16 protein-coding genes and 1 tRNA gene are annotated in these 19,304 nt (G+C 36.9%); 10 read left to right on the top strand and 7 right to left on the bottom strand.

Annotated features, from left to right (window positions below):
* Positions 1 to 115: 115 nt before the first annotated feature.
* Positions 116 to 202, bottom strand: a tRNA-Ser gene (locus IGQ45_15360).
* Positions 203 to 374: 172 nt separating this feature from the next.
* Here IGQ45_15360 and IGQ45_15355 point away from each other — a divergent pair.
* From IGQ45_15355 to IGQ45_15340, 4 genes are all read left to right on the top strand, one after another.
* The gene (locus IGQ45_15355) at positions 375 to 1,814 is read left to right on the top strand and encodes a glutamate--tRNA ligase (protein ID MBF2058547.1); all 1,440 of its coding nucleotides are present in this window, start codon (positions 375 to 377) and stop codon (positions 1,812 to 1,814) included.
* 90 nt (positions 1,815 to 1,904) lie between these two features.
* Positions 1,905 to 2,441, top strand: coding sequence for a DUF721 domain-containing protein (locus IGQ45_15350; GenBank protein MBF2058546.1), 537 nt, complete (start codon positions 1,905 to 1,907; stop codon positions 2,439 to 2,441).
* Positions 2,442 to 2,872: 431 nt separating this feature from the next.
* Positions 2,873 to 3,970 carry a metallophosphoesterase gene (locus IGQ45_15345; protein ID MBF2058545.1) on the top strand — a complete coding sequence of 366 codons (1,098 nt, stop codon included), beginning with the start codon at positions 2,873 to 2,875 and terminating at the stop codon, positions 3,968 to 3,970.
* A gap of 299 nt (positions 3,971 to 4,269) precedes the next feature.
* Positions 4,270 to 4,818, top strand: coding sequence for an FKBP-type peptidyl-prolyl cis-trans isomerase (locus tag IGQ45_15340; protein MBF2058544.1), 549 nt, complete (start codon positions 4,270 to 4,272; stop codon positions 4,816 to 4,818).
* A 78-nt stretch (positions 4,819 to 4,896) separates the two neighbouring features.
* On the opposite strand, the gene IGQ45_15335 is transcribed toward IGQ45_15340, so the two are convergent.
* Positions 4,897 to 6,189, bottom strand: a complete 1,293-nt coding sequence (locus tag IGQ45_15335; GenBank protein MBF2058543.1) for a bifunctional folylpolyglutamate synthase/dihydrofolate synthase — start codon at positions 6,187 to 6,189, stop codon at positions 4,897 to 4,899.
* Between the two features lie 100 nt (positions 6,190 to 6,289).
* Positions 6,290 to 6,799, bottom strand: coding sequence for an inorganic diphosphatase (locus tag IGQ45_15330; GenBank protein MBF2058542.1), 510 nt, complete (start codon positions 6,797 to 6,799; stop codon positions 6,290 to 6,292).
* A gap of 134 nt (positions 6,800 to 6,933) precedes the next feature.
* Between IGQ45_15330 and IGQ45_15325 the strand changes: the two genes are divergently transcribed.
* The gene (locus IGQ45_15325; protein MBF2058541.1) at positions 6,934 to 7,413 is read left to right on the top strand and encodes a nuclear transport factor 2 family protein; all 480 of its coding nucleotides are present in this window, start codon (positions 6,934 to 6,936) and stop codon (positions 7,411 to 7,413) included.
* Positions 7,414 to 7,501: 88 nt separating this feature from the next.
* A complete protein-coding gene (locus IGQ45_15320; protein ID MBF2058540.1) occupies positions 7,502 to 8,308 on the top strand; it encodes a TPM domain-containing protein in 807 nt (268 codons plus the stop codon).
* Between the two features lie 136 nt (positions 8,309 to 8,444).
* Here IGQ45_15320 and IGQ45_15315 read toward each other — a convergent pair whose 3' ends face one another.
* Positions 8,445 to 10,082: a DUF3352 domain-containing protein gene (locus tag IGQ45_15315; protein ID MBF2058539.1), complete on the bottom strand. Its 1,638-nt coding sequence runs from the start codon at positions 10,080 to 10,082 to the stop codon at positions 8,445 to 8,447.
* Positions 10,083 to 10,460: 378 nt separating this feature from the next.
* Here IGQ45_15315 and IGQ45_15310 point away from each other — a divergent pair, with 378 nt between their 5' ends.
* Entirely contained in the window at positions 10,461 to 10,934 is a 474-nt protein-coding gene (locus IGQ45_15310; GenBank protein ID MBF2058538.1) for a DUF4168 domain-containing protein, read from the top strand.
* A gap of 52 nt (positions 10,935 to 10,986) precedes the next feature.
* Positions 10,987 to 11,976, top strand: coding sequence for an L-histidine N(alpha)-methyltransferase (gene egtD / locus IGQ45_15305; GenBank protein MBF2058537.1), 990 nt, complete (start codon positions 10,987 to 10,989; stop codon positions 11,974 to 11,976).
* Between the two features lie 150 nt (positions 11,977 to 12,126).
* Here the strand turns inward: egtD and prmC are convergent, their stop codons facing one another.
* Together prmC and IGQ45_15295 are read right to left on the bottom strand one after the other, a co-directional pair.
* Positions 12,127 to 13,035: a peptide chain release factor N(5)-glutamine methyltransferase gene (gene prmC, locus IGQ45_15300; GenBank protein MBF2058536.1), complete on the bottom strand. Its 909-nt coding sequence runs from the start codon at positions 13,033 to 13,035 to the stop codon at positions 12,127 to 12,129.
* A 589-nt stretch (positions 13,036 to 13,624) separates the two neighbouring features.
* Positions 13,625 to 13,906 (bottom strand): DUF427 domain-containing protein, encoded by a 282-nt coding sequence (locus IGQ45_15295; protein MBF2058535.1) that lies wholly within the window; start codon positions 13,904 to 13,906, stop codon positions 13,625 to 13,627.
* Between the two features lie 168 nt (positions 13,907 to 14,074).
* Between IGQ45_15295 and recN the strand changes: the two genes are divergently transcribed.
* The gene (gene recN / locus IGQ45_15290; GenBank protein ID MBF2058534.1) at positions 14,075 to 15,802 is read left to right on the top strand and encodes a DNA repair protein RecN; all 1,728 of its coding nucleotides are present in this window, start codon (positions 14,075 to 14,077) and stop codon (positions 15,800 to 15,802) included.
* Positions 15,803 to 15,906: 104 nt separating this feature from the next.
* On the opposite strand, the gene IGQ45_15285 is transcribed toward recN, so the two are convergent.
* Entirely contained in the window at positions 15,907 to 17,706 is a 1,800-nt protein-coding gene (locus IGQ45_15285; GenBank protein ID MBF2058533.1) for an amino acid ABC transporter substrate-binding protein, read from the bottom strand.
* Positions 17,707 to 17,845: 139 nt separating this feature from the next.
* On the opposite strand from IGQ45_15285, the gene IGQ45_15280 reads away from it, so the two are divergent.
* A complete protein-coding gene (locus tag IGQ45_15280) occupies positions 17,846 to 19,075 on the top strand; it encodes an AbrB family transcriptional regulator (GenBank protein ID MBF2058532.1) in 1,230 nt (409 codons plus the stop codon).
* Positions 19,076 to 19,304 lie beyond the last annotated feature (229 nt).

Below are 19,304 nucleotides of genomic sequence, written 5' to 3'. Positions count from 1 at the left end.
AAGTGCGAAGATAACAAATTATCCGAACATAAAAATTTGCCTCAAAACAATGATAGAGACGTAATATATTACGTCTCTACCACTAATTGTTGTATCATAAAAGACTTAAAAAGAACGGAGAGGGAGGGATTCGAACCCTCGTTGAAGTTACCCCCAAACAGCATTTCCAGTGCTGCGCCTTCAACCGCTCGGCCACCTCTCCAAGATGACACAGTTAATCATTATAGCTGATCTCTTTTTTTTTCGCAAGGATGACAAGGAGAAAGGGAGAAAGGGAGAAAGGGAGAAAAGGGAGGAAGGGGAAGAAGAGGAGAAAGAGGTTAAAATAAGAGACTGTAGAAAAAACAGTAGTTATTTAAAAAAAATATATTATTATGTCGGTTAGAGTCAGAATTGCACCTTCTCCTACGGGAAACCTTCACATTGGCACAGCGCGCACCGCCGTTTTTAATTGGTTATTTGCCCATAATCAAGGCGGTAAGTTTATTTTACGGGTAGAAGATACAGACATGGAGCGCTCGAAGGCGGAATATACTGATAATATTACCAGTGGTTTACAATGGCTTGGTTTAGTTTGGGATGAAGGACCTTTTTTCCAAACCCAAAGAATGGATTTATACACTCAGGCAATCAAAAAATTATTAGCTGGGGGTTATGCTTACCGTTGCTATTGTACCCCAGAAGAATTAGAAGAGATGAGAGAGAAACAAAAAGTTAATAACCAAGCGCCACGTTATGATAACCGTCATCGTAATTTAACTCCTGCTCAAATTTCCGAGTTTGAAGCGCAAGGAAGAAAAGCGGTAATTCGTTTTAAAATCGATGATAGTCGGGTAATCACTTGGCATGACATGGTAAGGGGTAAGGTGACGTGGCAGGGTAGTGATTTAGGTGGTGATATGGTAATAGCGCGCACCGCCCAAGGGGATCAAGTGGGTCAACCGTTGTATAATTTAGCGGTAGTGGTGGATGATATTGACATGAATATCTCCCATGTTATTAGAGGAGAAGATCATATTGCTAATACTGCTAAACAAATTTTACTTTATGAAGCACTCAGCGCCCCTGTCCCCATTTTTGCCCATACTCCTTTAATCTTAAATAGTGAAGGGAAAAAACTTTCTAAACGAGATGGTGTAACATCTATTGATGATTTTCGTAGTATGGGTTTTGTTGCCCCTGCTTTAGTTAATTATATGACTTTATTGGGCTGGACTTCTCCGGATGGGGAGGAAATTTTTACTCTCACGGAAGCATCGACAAAATTTAGTTTAGAAAGGGTGAATAAAGCCGGTGCAAAGTTCGATTGGGATAAGTTAGATTGGCTTAATAGTCAGTATTTACATCAAATGTCTGCTGAAGATTTATTACCTGATTTATTATGTCAGTGGGAGGGCGCTGGTTATCAATTTAACCTCCATACCGATAAGGATTGGTTACTTAGTTTAACTACTTTAATTACACCTACTTTAACTCGTTTAACGGATGCGGTAAAAGAAGCTAGTTTATTTTTTGCAACTGACGTAAATTTATCAGCAGAAGCTGAAGAATTTTTGAATCAAGAGGGAATTAAGGAAGTTTTACAAAAGGTTGTGGCGAATTTACCTGAAGATTTAAATAGTGAAAATGCTAATGATTTAATTAAACAAATTACTAAAGATTTAAAGGTTAAAAAAGGTTTAGTTATGCGCTCATTAAGAGTAGGTTTAACTGGAGAATTACATGGACCTGACTTAGTTCAAACTTTAGTTTTATTACATCAAAAAAATATTGCTTTAAGTCGCTTAAATAATACTCTTAATCATTTTATTTAAGAATATTATTTGTCAATCAGTTAGATAAAATTATTGTTGGGTTACACTATGGCTAACCCAACCTACATAACCGATAATCTGAGAGAAAAAATGTCCTTTCAATCTATTGATAAGTTATTACAACAAATCCTTAATCAACCTCAATGGGAAAAACAAAGAAGATACCATCAATTTGTAAAGGCATGGTTTGCAGTGGTTAATCAATCAGTGGCGGAAAATACTAAACCTATCGGTTTAAAAGATAATACTCTCTTAGTGGCAACTTCTAGCTCTGTTTATGCTCAAAATCTTACTCTACAACGCTATACCCTGCTTAAAAAAATTAATCGCCGTCTTGATGAATGCCTCGATGATATAAGATTTACTACTATTCAATGGTATCAAAAAGCGCCCTCCGAACCAGAAGCAGATACCAACCCTAACCATCCTAGTTTGATTTCCCCTGTTTCCTTAGATGAGGATATTCCCGTGTCAGAAAATGCCCAAGAAGCACTAAAACAGTGGTTAAATAATATTAAAACACAAGCGCCCTTCCTCCCTCAATGTCCTTGTTGTCACGCACCCACTCCAGCCGGAGAAATCGGGCGCTGGGGAGTCTGTGCTATCTGTTACAGTGCTAAACAGTAGTAAGTTATCGTGCAAAATTAATTGTATATAGTCAAGGGGTTTAAACCCCTTGTTAATAAAAACAGTAAATTAAATGTAACTTAGCCTATATCAAGTCCATTTGATCATTTATAAATTACAGCGCATTTCAAATGAATCAACCACGTTTTTTTTCTCGCAAAGGCGCAAAGGCGCAAAGAGAATCTTTATGACAATTAAAAGTGTAGTTTAATGACATGAAAAATGCTGTAATTAAAAATAATCTTAGTTCAATTTATTGAACGAAACACCGTTAGCAATTCATTACACGGTGGGTAAATTGCGAAGACACAATCTTTTTATAAAAGATTTACAGAACTTGATATAGACTTAAAAATGAATAAAATTAGAGGCAAATAATCCAAAGCCTAAGTTAAACTGAAAAATGAAACCGTCAGAAAAGTAATTTTACGATGAATATTCGCTTTGCCATCGCTTCTGATTTGCATATTGCCTTACCAGAAACCATCGAAGACAAGCCCAACCGTTTCCACTTAACGCAGTATAGCACCTCCGCATTAGATGCAGTCTTAAATCACCTTAACAATCTCCACCTCGATTTTTTACTGTTACCCGGCGATTTGACTCAAGATGGTGAAGCAGTCAATCATCAATGGTTACAAAAAAAATTAACTTCTTTACCCTATCCCGTTTATGTCATACCGGGTAATCATGATATTCCTTTCCTAAATCCTCCAGCTGAAGTAATTAAATTTAGGGAATTTGCCGACTATTATTCACAATGTGGTTATCAAAATTATACCGATACTCTGGACTACACTGTCGAAATAGCGCCCCATTTGCAATTAGTGGCGTTAAATTCTAATTATTTTGATGAAGAAGGCAAACAACAAGGGGGATTATTACCTTCTCAACTGATATGGTTAGAAGATACCCTGTCATCATTAGCGGATAAAGTGGTAATGGTGATGATTCATCATAACGTCATTGAGCATTTACCCCATCAATCAAAACATCCTCTCGGCAGACGTTATATGTTAGATAATTGCTGGGAATTGTTAGATATTTTAGAAAAATATAACGTAAAATTAATTTTCACGGGACATTTACACATTCAAGATGTTAGTAAATATCACAATATTTATGAAATTACCACAGGTTCATTAATTACTTATCCTAGTCCTTATCGAGTGTTAGAGTTACAAGATAATCATGGGGAATTATGTTTAAGTTTTACCTCTCACCATGTAGAAAGTTTACCAGAAAAAGAAGATTATCAGTTATTTTGCCGAGAGTGGATGGGAGGGCGCTCTTTTCCTTTTATCATGAAGTTATTAACATCCCCTCCTCTTAATTTGAGTGAGGATAATGCTTGTGAATATGCAATAATAATGCGTAATTTTTGGGGTGATATAGCTAAGGGTGATAGTGAGTTTAATTATCCTGAATTACCTTTTTTAGTTAATCAATATTTTCAACAATTTGGCGTGAATAAAATTAATGGTATTCCTCAATTTATTGACAATCAAGCTACATTAACTTTAGTTTAAATATAAAAATATTTTATCTTCGTAATTTCCCCACTGTGTAATGAATTACACGGAACCAATGGTATTTCGTTCAATAAATTGAACTAAGATTATTTTTAATTAGGGTGGGTGGGCTGAATAAATCAAAACCCTTGTCAAATAAAGGTTTTAGGTATTAGGTTTGAAAATTACACCTGAAACCTGCAACCTGAAGCCTGAAACCTAGTCATCTTTTAACCTTTCAACTTTGCCCTTAGAAAGAGTGACATTAGAACAAAAATCAAGGATAATGTAACTGATTTCAAGATATTTTATCGTATATGAAACCCATTGTAGTTAGTTTAAGTGTGATTTTGGTATGTGCGGTACTATTAATTTTTAGCACGATTTTTAGTAATCCCAAAGTAAATGCCAGCGCCCCTCAAACTATGCCAACCACCAAGGAAGCGCCCATCACGGTAGCTTCTGCTAGTCAACTTATGCCCCAAGGAAATATGGACATCGATTTATCACAAGCACAAACCACAGCCACTGGCTTAATGTATTTGGAAACCCAAGCTGGAGAGGGAGAATTCCCCACTAGAGGGCAAAAAGTAACGGTGCATTACACCGGCTATCTTGCCGAAGAAGGTTTTAAACGAGGCAAAAAATTTGATAGCTCAAAAGATCGTGGTCAACCTTTTAGCTTTACCATTGGGGTAGGGCAAGTCATTAAAGGTTGGGATGAGGGTGTGGCAAAAATGAATGTCGGTAGTAATGCCACTTTGATTATTCCCCCCGATTTAGGTTATGGGGCGAGGGGCGCTGGTGGCGCTATTCCTCCTAATGCTACTCTTATTTTTGATGTGGAATTATTAGGAATTAAATAGCCGTTGATGAAAGAGTGGAATCGTGAAGGTAATGGATAATTGAGAATAGATTGGATAATTGACAATTAATTATCCATGTCATGATTTCACTCCCTGTATTTTTAAAAAATGACCCAATAAATACAATGAACCACATAGTACAATCGTACCTTGTGTTTTTTGTTTTAAATCCAGCGCCCTCCGCAACCCTAAAAATAAATCGTCTTTAGTCTCAACGGTTGCTAAATTAGGGCATATCTGTGAGGCGAGGGGCGCTAAATCGAGGGGAAGGGCGCTACTATGGTCAGGTACTGGTACTAAAATTAAATGGTTTTGGGGTTGCAAAATTGCCTCAAATATGCCTTGATGATCCTTTGTTGATAACATTCCCATCACCCAAATAATGGGATTCGGTAAACTATCCACATAGTGGCGTAACACTTCAGCCGAAGCCACATTATGCGCCCCATCGATGAGAATATCCACTCCTTGCCATTGTCGCCACTCCATGCGCCCTGCCCAGCGCACTTCCTCCATTCCTTTTCTTATCGCTTCCGTAGAAATCCCCCAGCCTTGTGATTGCAAAACCTTGATTACTTCCAACGCCAAGGCAGAATTTTGCAACTGTATATCACCTTGCAACATCAAAGGATACTCAAAACCTTGATAAATGGCGCGTCGTGGTGCAAGGGAGATCATTTGTGCTGGTTCAACCCACCGACAGGGAGAGTGGAGGGCGCTGGATTTTTCTTTTACCACCGCTTCGGCTTCCGCTGGTAATTTTCCAGCTACTATCGGGCGCTGGGCTTTAATCACTCCGGCTTTTTCTCCCGCAATTTTCCCTAACGTATCCCCTAATCTTTGCCAATGCTCTCGACTGATGGATGTAATCACGCTGACGAGGGGGTTATCATTAACGTTAGTTGCATCCAAGCGCCCTCCTAAACCCACTTCCATAACGGCTATATCCACCTTACTCTGAGCAAAATAGAGCCATGCTACGGCGGTTATTATTTCAAACTGAGTAGGAATTTCATAATTAGGATCATTTTCCGCAATTCTTTGCTTAATTTTATCATTAATTAGCATTAATAATTCTGCTAATTTTTCATAACTAATAGGTTGATTATTAATGGTAATTCTTTCAGTCCAACTAACGAGATGGGGTGAGGTGAAGCGCGCTGTTTTATACCCTGCTTCCGTGAGAATTGAAGATAAATAAGCACAAACAGAACCTTTGCCATTAGTACCGGCCACATGAATAAATGGCACTTTTTGTTCAGGATTATCTAAGTCTTTTAGTAGTGTTTTAATACGACTTAAACCCAGATTAATCCCAAACTTTTGAAAAGGTTGTAATAAATCGTTAATTTTTGCTTCTTGGTCGAACATTTAATAATAGACAATGGGTAATTGATAATAAGTTAAAAGGGCAAAGGAAATTCATAATTCATAATTCATAATCTTCCCCCTCTCCCTTTCCCCAAATTACCTATTGATAGGCTTTAACACATTCTGCGACGAGGGGCGCTACCTTATCAATATCCTGCCAACCTAAAATTTTAGTTTCCTTTTTCTCCAAATTTTTATAACTGCGGAAAAATTCAGCGATTTCCTCCAAACGATGAGGAGCAATATCTTTTAAAGATTTAACATGATTGTAGCGAGGATCATCAGCAGGAACGCAAAGAATTTTCTCATCACGATCGCCACCGTCTATCATTTCTAACATACACACAGGACGAGAAGCGATGACACAACCGGGGAAGGTAGGCTCATCCATAAGTACCATACCATCTAAAGGATCGCCATCATCAGCGAGGGTATTAGGTACAAAGCCATAATCATAAGGATATTTGACGGAAGAGAATAACACTCTATCGAGGATAAAAGCATTCATATCCTTATCAAATTCATATTTATTTTTGCTACCACCGGGGATTTCGATTAAAACATTAATGATACCGGGTTTAGGTTGTGCGGGAATGCGAGATAAATCCATGACTGTAAACTCCTTGATTGATACGGTTTTTATTTAATCATACATCGGTATATTTTTGCTATTTTTTAAGCTACAGTGGAATTTAAAGCTAAGGTGATAATATCAAAATTCAGCAAAGCCTACTTCAATATTTTATGAAAAAGCAAAATAAAAGTCTTACTATTAATATTTTCCTGATTCTCTTTACCTTTGTCTCATCTATTTCATCAGCAGTAGCTCAAGATGCACAAACATTAACTCCTCAACAAGAAGACATTTACTTACTAATAGAGCAGTATAACCGAGCCAGAGAAAATAAAGATGTTACTGAATTAGAGAAAATTTTAACCAGTGATATTGACCAATTAGCTTCTTCGGGAGAATGGCGAAGGGGTATAGAAAGTTCGATAAATGGTATGTTACGCAGTTCTAATCAAAATCAAGGTAAACGAACAATTACCATCGAAAAAGTTAGATTATTGGATGCCAGTGTAGCCATTGTAGATGCGCGCTATCAGATAGAACTTAATAATAATACCATCAGAAATTTGTGGAGTACCTTTATTGTTGTACGTCAGAATAATGAATGGCAAATTAGTGCCATCCGCAATATGTCTCCAACTCAAAACCCTTAAAATTGAGTAATTTTTGTTAAAATTAAAGTTAAGATTTGTAAAGAATCTTAAAGAAAAAAATAAAAAAAGTAATACTTCCTGAATAACTATGCAAAATCACCCCTTCCAGAAAATTACCCTTGTCTTGATTGTTAGTATCTTATCTTTGGCTACTTGGTTGGTTAACCCCGATCCTGCTTCGGCAGTGAATAATCCTGAACTGTTACCGGCAGAAGTCACTCCTGTGGTAGATTTAGCCAATTATTTACCTGATTTACAAGAACAATCATTAATTGAACAAATCGAAACCTTTGAACAGGAAACAGGTTGGAAATTAAGGGTTTTGACTCAATATGATCAATCTCCGGGACGAGCGGTAATTCCTTTTTGGAATTTAGATGATCAAAGTGTGTTATTGGTGGCTGACGGCAGAGGAGGAAATCTACTAGCTTTTAGTGTTGGTGATAATGTTTACCCTCTTTTACCTCGTACTTTTTGGATTGAATTACAAACTCGTTTCGGTAATATGTATTATGTACGAGAAAATGGTGAAAATAATTCCATCGTCACTGCACTTGGCACTGTTAAAACTTGTTTAGCTGATGGTGGTTGTTTGGTTGTACCGGGATTACCTCAAGAGCAATGGATTTTAACTTTGATTACTTCTGTAGTTGGTGGCGTTATTTTTGGTTTAGCGGCGCTTCCTCGCAAAAAAGGACAAGTTTTCGCATGGCAATGGGTGCTAATTATTTCTCCTTTGTGGGGTATTTTGTTTATTGCTTTCGGGATGGGACCTGTGGTTACTCGTACTAGCGACTGGCTTCCTCTTTTTCGGAATGTGATGGGGTTTGTGTTAGGGGCGCTGGTGGCTTATTTTTCCCCTCTACTCAATCAAGAATCCCCTTCTGAAACTTAAAGATAAAAAAGGGCAAAGGTTAAAAGATGACTAGGTTTCAGGCTTCAGATTGCAGGTTTCAGGGGTAATTTTCAAACCTAATACCTAACACCTGATACCTGACACCTTTACAGCTATGCTTAAAAGAGACGTTAAACTATTTTAAGAGGTCAAGAAAAATAGTGGCTTGTGTTACTCCATTTTCTGTGCCTTCACTGGTAATAGTCAGAGATTTTAGGTTATCAAATAGTGGTTTAAAACTTAATTTAGCTACTTTTAAAATAGGAAATTCCTTAATTAAATAAGGTTCTATTTCCTGCCATTGTAAATAAAAATAACCATTATTTTCTACAGGCATATCAGCAATAGTTTCCTTAAATATTTCGTTATTTAAAAGATTTTTTTCCGGTTCTGCTAAAAGATCGCTTAAAGTGTCCACGGAGTTTGTAATAATTTCGTAAGTGTCTTTTTGGGTATGAACTCCTTTAACTTGAGCTTCTAGTTTTGCAAAGTTATTTTCAGCTGTAGTAACTAATTTTGTCCAAGCGGTAATGGTGGTATTTTCTAATGGTAATTTGCCAACACTTAAACCTCTATTTTGAGCAATTAGATCAAAGTTTTCTCCTAATGATTGTCCTAGATTTTCGTTGACAAATAGCCAGTCTAATTCTTGAGTCATTTTATCTATCGACAGGGATAACCCATATTCTCCTGTTACTAAAGGAAAAACATCTTCTGCAAAATTTAAATTGAGAGAAGATTGTAAGGGTTTCAGGCTTTGGGTGATAAGTTGTTGCAAAGGGCTATTTTCAGGTAATCCTTGTTTAATCAGCGCCCACAACCCTTGCAAGTTAACCCCACTGGTAGCAAAAATACTATCATCAGGGATATATTGAAGGGCGCTGGGGGGATGGTTTAATGCCGGTGGTTGATTTTCATTTCCTGTTACTCCTGATAAAGCGGAGTGCGCTATTAAGCCATTTTCACTGACAGCGAGAGAAATTATTAAATTTTGTTCGATGGGTTGATTTTCTGGTAAAGGTTGACTCGTAATCCAAGCAGAAGTAGCCGGTAAATTAAGATAAGCTAGACTAACTTTAGGTTGCGTGATGGTTTCCAGCGCCCTCCCATAAGGTTGATAATGAGATAAATTAAGATTAATGGCTTGGGCGTTATTGATAGCATCCTTTAATACCAGTAAGTCATTCGCAAAAAGAGTATAATTGGCGATAACGGCGGCGGCAACTTGGGGAATATCAGCAGTTTTGGGTTTTTGATAAATTAGATTAACCCCTTGATAGGTGTCAAAAATTAATTTAGCTTCCGTGGATACTGCCTGTTTAGCGTAATAATCCCGCAAAAATTCCCTAGCTAAACTAGGATTATTATTTTTTACTACTAATAAATATCCCGTTTGAACGCCGTTATCTCGGTTATGATCTAAATCAAGGGATGTTACTGCTAAAGTTATCTCATCTCCTAACCAGTCTTTTAAGGCTTCGGGATCATCAATTTTAACTTTATTTAGTAATTTTGTTCTAATTTGCTCTACGGCTTGAAGGACTTTTTTTTGATCACTTTTAGTAGGTAAAAAATTAGGTAAAAGATTGATTTTTTCAGGATTAACTAAAAGGGATACCATGAAGGGAGACTGTCGAGAGATGAAAATAGTGCTATCAGGATTTTTTTTCACTCCACCACTGGCAAGATAATTATTAAAAGTTTGATTAATAAACACTAACGCAGTGATGGCAATTAGCACAAAAGCCACAACAATAGGTAGAAATTTTTTAATGGTGGAGTTTTTACTCATACTGATAGCTGTTTCCCCTCAAATATGTTACTAAAGTTATATCCCTTCCAAGATAGCAAATGGTGGACATCGGCAAATTAGTAATTTTGGCTTTGCTGAGTTTAAATTTTAATTTTTTTCTCTTGACTTAGTTTTTCGATTAAACTATGTAACACGAAACCTAAAACAGTAAAGTGCTTGACACCTGATACCTAACACCTGACACCTGACACCTGACACCTGAAGAAAAGAAGGGAACTAAAATTTAATAAATCAATCTATGATAGTAACATAGCCAAGAAATAAGCTGAATATTCTCACCAAAAAACAGTTCTATCAAGCTCAAATTATCTTATTATTGATTATTTATCCACATATATTATGGTTACTAAATTGAATAGTTGGCAGAAAATAAAAATATCCTCTCCTCAAATCCTCTTGGTAATAGGGTTGAGTGCGCTGGGAGTCTTCACAGGAGTAACCCCCCAATATGATAGCCTTAATCATCAACTCACCCAAGAGAATGAAGTTTTAGCACAAAATATAAGTAATGATGAATTACAGAGATATGCGCGCGCCGCCGTAGAAATTGAGCGATTAAGACAAGCAACATTTGCTAAAGTAGAAGGCATTGTAGGGAAAGGGCAAACTAATCAATTAGCCTGTCATCAACAGGAAAACATCACCCAGTTACCTACCAGCGCCCGCACCATGGTAACAGATTACTGTCAAATCTCAGAAAGTATCGTCCGTAAAAACGGCTTGAGTATTAATCAATTTAATCAAATTACCCAACAAGTCAGAGAAAGTGACGAATTAAAAAACCGTTTAAAAGAAATTACTCGCCAACTCTAACCATCTGGTAAAATTAACCCCAAGACGTTAATTTTAAACAGAAATAAAACTGATGGCATTAGCTAATCAACAAAAACCAGTCGAAATTAGACGACTAGCACATAATTCCCTGATGGTTGATGAAGGGAAAGAAATCAGAGAGGGGTTAAGCAATACCATCAAAAGTTTACCCCCAAAATACTTTTATGACCATCTTGGTTCTCAATTGTTTGAGCAGATTTGCCAACTACCCGAATATTATCCCACTCGCACCGAAACTGCCATTCTCTCAAATGTAGCCACAGAAATTGCTTCTCTGACGGGAGTATGTCAACTGGTAGAATTAGGTAGCGGAAGCTCCACTAAAACCCGTTTACTGTTAAACGCTTACGAGAAATTAAGTAATCCATGGCAATATGTGCCTATCGATGTCAGTGGTACAATGTTAGAAAAAACGGCTTTTCAATTACAGAAAGACTATTCTTACCTTTCCATTATCGGCTTAGTTGGAACTTATGAACAAGCCCTAAAGCAGTTACCTTACCATTCTTTACCCCATCGATTAATTATTTTTTTGGGTAGTAGTTTAGGCAATTTTACTCCTCAAGAATGTGATTCGTTTTTTCATCAACTTGATATGATTCTTCAAGAGGGAGATTATTTTTTGCTAGGAGTCGATTTGGTGAAATCAGTGGATACTTTAGAGAAGGCTTACAATGATTCTCAGGGTATTACAGCAAAATTTAACCTCAATATGTTATCTCACTTGAATGATCGTTTTTTAGGTAATTTTGATCTTGATTTATGGCATCATGAAGCGATTTTTAATCAACAAAAAAGTCAAATTGAGATGTATTTAAAATGCCAAAAACCTCATAGGGTAAATTTCAAAAAGTTAGATTTTGAAGTTATTTTTACAGCTAATGATTTTATATTAACGGAAATTTCTCGTAAATTTCAATTAGAAAATATAACTAAAAATCTTGAATTATTTAATTTAAAAACAGTTAAATATTGGACTGATACAAATAATTGGTTTGGCTTAATTTTATTTCGTAAATAGGTTATGCTGAAAAATTTTAAACTAAACATAATCAGAGAAGTGTAAAGACTTTGAAGATTGATTTTACGAGTAAATCTAAAGTCTTTAATTGATAACCCTTTTCACTATCCACTTCCCACTCCCCTAACGACACCACTTTTTCAGCAACCCCTAACTAATAATACTTTTACTTTTTTTTCCCATGACAAAGCGCCCTTCACCGCTCAAATCATGATAAGTAGTAACATCATCATATTGATTTTCTTGTTTAAATAAGTCCATCACCATGGGTGCTTGTCCTGCCATGATCTCAATTATTAAGATACCATTAGGAATGAGGTAGGAGGGCGCTGTAGTGATTAAATGACGTATATCTCTTAAACCGTCTTCTCCACCATCTAGCGCCCTTCTCGGTTCATGATTTGCTACTTCTGGTTGCAATTCTCCGATGATTTCACTGGGAATATAAGGGGGATTTGTCACAATACCGCTTACTTTCCCTTGTAAATCCGTAATTGGTTCAAACCAATTGCCGAGACGAAAATAAATATTTTTGGTAATGTTTAAAAGATGACTATTTTCTTGAGCAATAGACAGCGCCCCTCGACTTTTATCCACCGCAAAAATATTACTATTGACAAGATGCTTTGCTAAACTGAGGGCGAGGGCGCCGCTACCAGTTCCCAGATCAAGCCAGTTTCCTGCTCTTAAAGAAGGATTTTCAGAGATAAGGTCTAAAACTATATCGATAATTAACTCCGTTTCTGGTCGAGGGATTAATACATCTGGAGATACTTTTAAAGTTAAATCTCGCCAAAAACAACTACCAATTAAATACTGAATAGGGACTCTTTTTTCTATTCTTAAATCCCATTTTGCTTTTAATTCTTCAAAACTAATTAATAACTCAATAGTATGATAATTTTGATAATTTTTAAGTTTAAGATCAAGATTACTAAGGTTAGTATAAAATTGCAAAAAAAGGTCAATTTCTAGGGGCGAAATAGCCAAAAAAAGCGCCCGTCGCCGTGCATCTTGATACCAATTAAATAACTCAACCCCAGAAATAACCTCAGTCATGATGTATTAAGTTAGTTTGTATCTAAGTTTATTGGTAGAGGTAGGCAAGAGGCAACAGGCAAGAGGCAATAGGTAAGGCTTTAATATCAAGTTCGTTTGATCAGCCGAAGGCTGCCGCTGCGCGATCACTTATAAATCAATTAAAAATAATCTTAGTTCAATTTATTGAACGGGATATATTAGCCGTGTAATTCATTACACGGTGGGTGTAAGGCGAAGAGATAATCTATTTGTAAATAATTATCCGAACTTGACATAAGTCGTCAAGTGAAGATAGGCAATAAGTAAGTAAGCCTCAAAATGCTTTGCCCTCACCCCCAACTCCTCTCCCACAGCAGGGTGTTTTCAAAGTCAGGATCAAAATTGATTTGTTTTTGACAAGAAGACAATATAAGGATGATCCCCCCCAACCCCCCTTAAAAAGGGGGGAGATTCAGGGAGACAGGAGGATTTTTTACTATTAATTGATTTATTAGTAGTTAAAAACCTCTGAATTTCAGATTATTGGCTAGTTTGAGAAACTAACATTTTTGAGAATGAAAACGCCCTGCTCCCACAGGAGAGGGGAGTAATATTTGAAAATAACTAATCAACTAACTTTAACACCCTTCCAAAAAGCAATATAACCTTTAATATTACTGGCTTTTGGTTTGGGATCGGGATAATACCAAGCACAATCAGGATTTTGTTGACCATCAACTTCAACAGTATAGTAACTGGCAACCCCTTTCCAACCGCAAGTAGTATGGGTATCACTAGGTTTAAAATATTCCTCATTGATGCTGTCAGGGGGAAAATAATAATTACCCTCCACTACTTCACATTGATTACTTTGCGCTAAAATCGTACCATTCCAAGTTGCTTGTACCATCATCTTTTAACCATATTTTATCTTCACTTATCATAACCATAATCGGTAATCAAAAGGGAAGTAAGAATTATGAATTATGGGTTATGAACTTTTAATACTTATCATCGGTGCGTAAATTGCCCTTTGCCCTTTGCCCTTTTGAGTAATTATCCATGTATCCGTAAATTGATGTTAACTACTATTCGTATTGATAATTTTGCCTTGGTGGATCATATTGATCTGGAATTGGGAAAAGGTTTGAATGTTTTAACTGGGGAGACGGGCGCTGGTAAATCAATTATTCTTGATGCGATTGATGTGGTATTGGGGGGAAAAGCCAGTAATCGCATGATTCGTCACGGCGAAACTAAGGCGGTAATTGAAGGTACTTTTCTTTGTTATCCTAATTTGGAAGAATGGTTAGAATTACAACAATTAGAGTCTTTCCATGATGGTACTGTAATTTGTAGTCGGGAGTTAACTTATAAAAATGGGAATTTTCGTTCCCGTTGTCGAGTAAATGGCGTATTAGTTAATAAGCAGGTAATTAATGCTTTACGAGAGCTTTTATTAGAAATTACCGTGCAGGGAGAAACAGGGGAATTGTTTTCCAGCGCCCCTCAACGAGACTTATTAGATGCCTATGGGGGGCAAGAAATCTTACAACAAAGAAAATTAGTGGCAGTGGCATTTAGCAAAATGCACAGCGCGGAAGAAGCGTTAATTTCGCGCCGACAATCTGAGCAACAAAGGTTACAACGTCTCGATTTACTAAAGCATCAAATCAAAGAATTAAATAGCATGAGGCTTCAGGATGCTGATGAATTAGACACCCTCGAAACGGAAAGCGATCGCCTTACCCATGTGGTAGAGTTGCAACAACTCAGTTATCAAGCCTATAACTTGCTTTATCAGGGGGAAGGGGAAGAGAAGGCAGGGGCTGACATTTTGGGAGAAGCGGAAAAAGTCTTGACAGATATGGCAAACTATGATAAGGAATTAACCAGTATTTTAGAAATGGTGCAAGGGGCGCTGAATCAAATCGTCGAAGCTGGACATCAAATTCATAGTTATGGTTCAGCGTTAGAAGGCGATCCAGAGCGATTGGTGGAGGTAGAGGAAAGAATTAGGACACTAAAGCGTATTTGTCGCAAATATGGACCTAGTTTAGCGGAAGTAATTAATTATCATCACGGTTTGCAACAGGAATTATTAGATTTAGAAAAAAATGAACGCTCCATCGAGGATTTAGAGCAAGAATATGAGGAAATTAAAACGGAAACCCTTGCTCTGTGTGAAAAATTAAGCCAAATGCGCCACCATGCCAGTAGTAATCTGGAGAGTCAATTAACGGCACAATTAAAACCTTTGGGCATGGAGAAAGTGATCTTTGAATGTCGTCTTACCCCCATTAACCCTACGGTGACGGGCGCTGATCAAGTGGATTACTACTTTAGCCCCAATCCGGGGGAAGAATTACAACCCCTCGCCATGACAGCATCAGGAGGGGAAATGAGCCGTTTTCTTCTCGCCCTCAAATCTTGTTTTAGCCAAACCAAAACCGATGCTAAAACGTTAATTTTTGATGAAATTGACGCTGGAGTTTCGGGGAAAGTCGCCCAAGCCATTGCGGAAAAACTGCACCAATTAAGCCAACAGCATCAAGTTTTATGTGTCACCCATCAACCCCTCGTGGCGGCTATGGCAGATCATCATTTCCGAGTTAGTAAACATTTGATAGAATCTAATTTAAACGGTGAAAAGGATATTAGGACTATTGTTAAGGTAACATCTCTTGATGACCAAAATTTACGGCGCAATGAGTTAGCGGAGTTAACTGGTGGGCATTCTGCCACGGAAGCCATCGCTTTTGCTGATTCTCTCTTGGCTAAAGCTAATCTTAGTAAAAATCATTGATAACAATGTTTTGAAAAAAGTTTTCCTTCTCCTTGACAAAAATAATATGGTTTCTATCACAGATTACCTGAACTTGATATCGCAGATACGATAGTAAAGCCTCATTAATCAATGGATTCAAACTGAAAACCAGCGCCCCCCGACCCACTTTTGCCCGGCACTACTTGTACCAAAGGCACTTCCGAAAAAACCTGAAACTTCGTAGTAGTATCAGGTAAACGAATACCATCCTTAAAGGCTTTAGCAATAGCCCGGCGCTCAGGATTAGAAGCAATGGCATATACTAAGGCTTTAGTAGTATCATAAGCGGTGGCGGTGCGCCAACTAACTCGCCCACGCCAATTTTTTTCCGCCTCTTGCGCAAATTCGTCATCAGGATTAAAACTCCAAGGCACAGCTAATACTAACTGATCCACCGCTTCTTTTCCTTGCGTTAAAGTATTAGGATGAAACAACTCGTCACTACCTACCGCCGTCAAGAAATGATTATTTACCTTTAAAATTTCAATGGCAGGAGTAAGCTCATTTTGCCCTAAAGCGAGAAAAATAGTATTAGTATCTCCCGGATCATTTAAAGCCTCTTGGGGATTACTATTAGTTTTAAGATCAATTTCCTTGACTAATTCTCCCTGAAAATTAGGTAAAGCATCTAACATTTTCTCTCGTAACTGCATTCCATAGGGATTATCAGAGTGATAAAATAACATCACACGGGGAGGAGAGTTAAAATCATTAGCAAATGTCAGCAATGTGTCACTAACCGATGCTAAATAATCTCCTAATAATTCATTAGATTTCTCTTGGGGTGAGATTCTTTTCAGTATAGAAATATTATCCTCTTCCGTTACGCTACTGGTGAGGGGAGAAAGTACCACTAAATCACTGTCATTATACTTATCCAGCGCCTGTTGACTACCAATATCCACACCGTAACCCATGACTCCTAACACTTTTGTCGCCCTAATCATTTCTTGGGCAAGGGCTTCGGCTTGATTGTAGTCACTACTATCAATAATTACCACTTCTAATAGTCTATCTTCTGGAGCAACTCTAGGCTTGTTAAAATCTTCCTGATAACTGGCTACTCCCCGTAGTATTTCCAAAGCGGAATTATTATCGCTGTTGACTTCTAGGGCTACGGCTATTGTCATGGGATTGCCGTTTTGATTGGCTTTAGCATTTTGTAAATAAATTTTTGCTTCTGGATCAGTAGAGTTAGTTGCTATGTACTGCTCCAATAAAGTTACAGCTTCAGCCCAGTTTTTTTGAGTAAAGGCTTCCACAGCTTGTTGTTTGACATCCCCTGATTCAAATAAAATCTTTTCCCCTTGACTGATAAATTCTGGCAATTCTGACTCTAGGGAGATAATTTGTGCTTTATTGGGATTTTTCACTGCGGTGATATTATTACCGTTATCACTGGCACTATTTTTATTTAACAACTGATAACCCACAACTCCAAAAGCACCTGAAATTATTACGCCTATACCTATACCAATGCCAAGATTTAATAAGTTATTCCCTTTTTTTGGTGGCTGTTTTTCCTCAACTTTCCCCCCTGAAATGCCAGTTTTCTGGCTATCATCATCTAAAAAAGGCGGGGGCGGTATATTTGTTTTATGATAGTTGGAGGGCGCTGGAGAAACTCTTGTGGCATCATTATTAGGGGGAGAAACCCTTGTGGCATCATTACTGGGAGGAGAAACTCTTGTGGCATCATTGTTAGGGGAAGAAATACGAGTAGCGCCTGTATAAGGCGTTAATAACGATGCTTCTTGCGGTAAATTACAAATGGGGCAAACTGAGCTAAAATTCTCACAGGGGTAGTGTTGCCCTTTTGCTTGAGGATATTCTAAGCCGTTTTTGGGAATGCCGTCACAAATCCAAGAATCTAAATTTCCCATTTGATTTACTATTTAATAATCAGTGATGTCAGGTAATTAATTTTACTAATTTCCTCTAATTTATTCTAGTATTAATAGGTAAGTATTTTCCCTGACTTTTTCAAGTTATCATAACTTTAGTTTCCTTACCCATAACAGCATGAATCACCATGAATCGAACAACTTTTCTTTAACTGTTACCTTAGTCATATTTGCTTTATTTACTACTTTTTTCGCTGTTAATTTAAATTTACCTGCATCTTGGTTTATAACTCCCTTATTTATAGCTATTTTATTTAGTTTAAAAACAAAAGATTCTTTTAATTTACATCCTTTTTTCTCTATTTTTGGTCAAATTATTCTTGGTATTGCTACTGCTAGTAGTTTTTCTTTTGATAATTTTTTATTAATGAAAAGCTATATTTTTCCTGTTTTAATTTGTATATTTTTTACCAGTTTTTTTAGTTTAATTAATGCTTTATTAATTGCTAAATTTACTAATATTGATTTTTTTTCTAGCTTTTTAGGTTCAATACCGGGTGCTAGTGCTAGTTTAGTTGCCATTAGTGAAGATTTAGGAGCAAATACGGTAGCGGTAACTGTTTTACAATATCTTCGTCTCATTCTTATTGCTTTTACTGTGCCTAATTTTATTGGTTTTTATTTTCCTTCTACAATTAATGTCGCTTCCCTTTCTCCTCATTTTGTATCCATTTCTCCTGATTTTGGCTTTCATCTTTCTACTATTAAGTTAACATGGTTGGGCATACAGGGAAGGGCGCTGGTTGACTATTTCATGGTGAATTTTATTGATAAAATTAGTAGAGAAATATTTTCTTTACACCATTGGTTAAATGTTTCTTGGCAAGTTTTGCTAATTATTTTTGTATCTTTTTTAGGTATAAAGTTAGCTGAAAAAATTAATTTACCTTCTAAACTATTTTTAGGGTCTTTTTTCGGATGTTTAATTCTCTTTAATCTTAATATTTTTTCGGTTCATATGCCTCCAGCTATTGTTTCCCTAGGCTTATTTTTATTAGGTTTAGCCATCGGGATTAAATTTGATCACCAATCCATTGGGGATTTAATTAAAATGGTCATAATTGAGGTGATTTTAGTAATAATTTTAATTATTATTTGCTTAATTATTGGTTATGAATTTCATTTATTAACCGGAGTTGATATTGTCAGCGCCCTCCTCGGCACAACTCCGGGGGGGTTAAATGTCATGACGGCTACCGCCATCGAATTAAACGCTGATGTTAGTATTGTCTTAACTATGCAGATGATGAGAATGTTTTTAATCCTTTGTTTAAGTCCTTTTTTAGCTCGTTTTGTTATGGAAAAAACTTCATCATTAAATAATAGTTACGAGGTGCTGAAAAAGTAATATCAGGGGGGAGGGAAGAGAGAAAAGTGAAGAGGGGAGGGGTTTAAACCCCTTGTTGCCAAATTTTACTTTGCTAATAATATTGCTTACTACAGCAGTTTTCATTTCCTTAAACCACAGGATTATTACAAATATATCTTTGCGTCTTTGCGCCTCTGCGAGAAACAAAAAACGTGGTTTATTCATTTGAAATGCGCTGTAAACTATCTTTTGAGATGACAGTTTAAAC

Origin of the sequence: Cyanobacterium sp. T60_A2020_053, from assembly GCA_015272165.1 — a bacterium.
Classification (GTDB): domain Bacteria; phylum Cyanobacteriota; class Cyanobacteriia; order Cyanobacteriales; family Cyanobacteriaceae; genus Cyanobacterium.
Note: the sequence above shows the minus strand (reverse complement) of the source record. Positions and strands in the feature narration are given on the sequence as shown.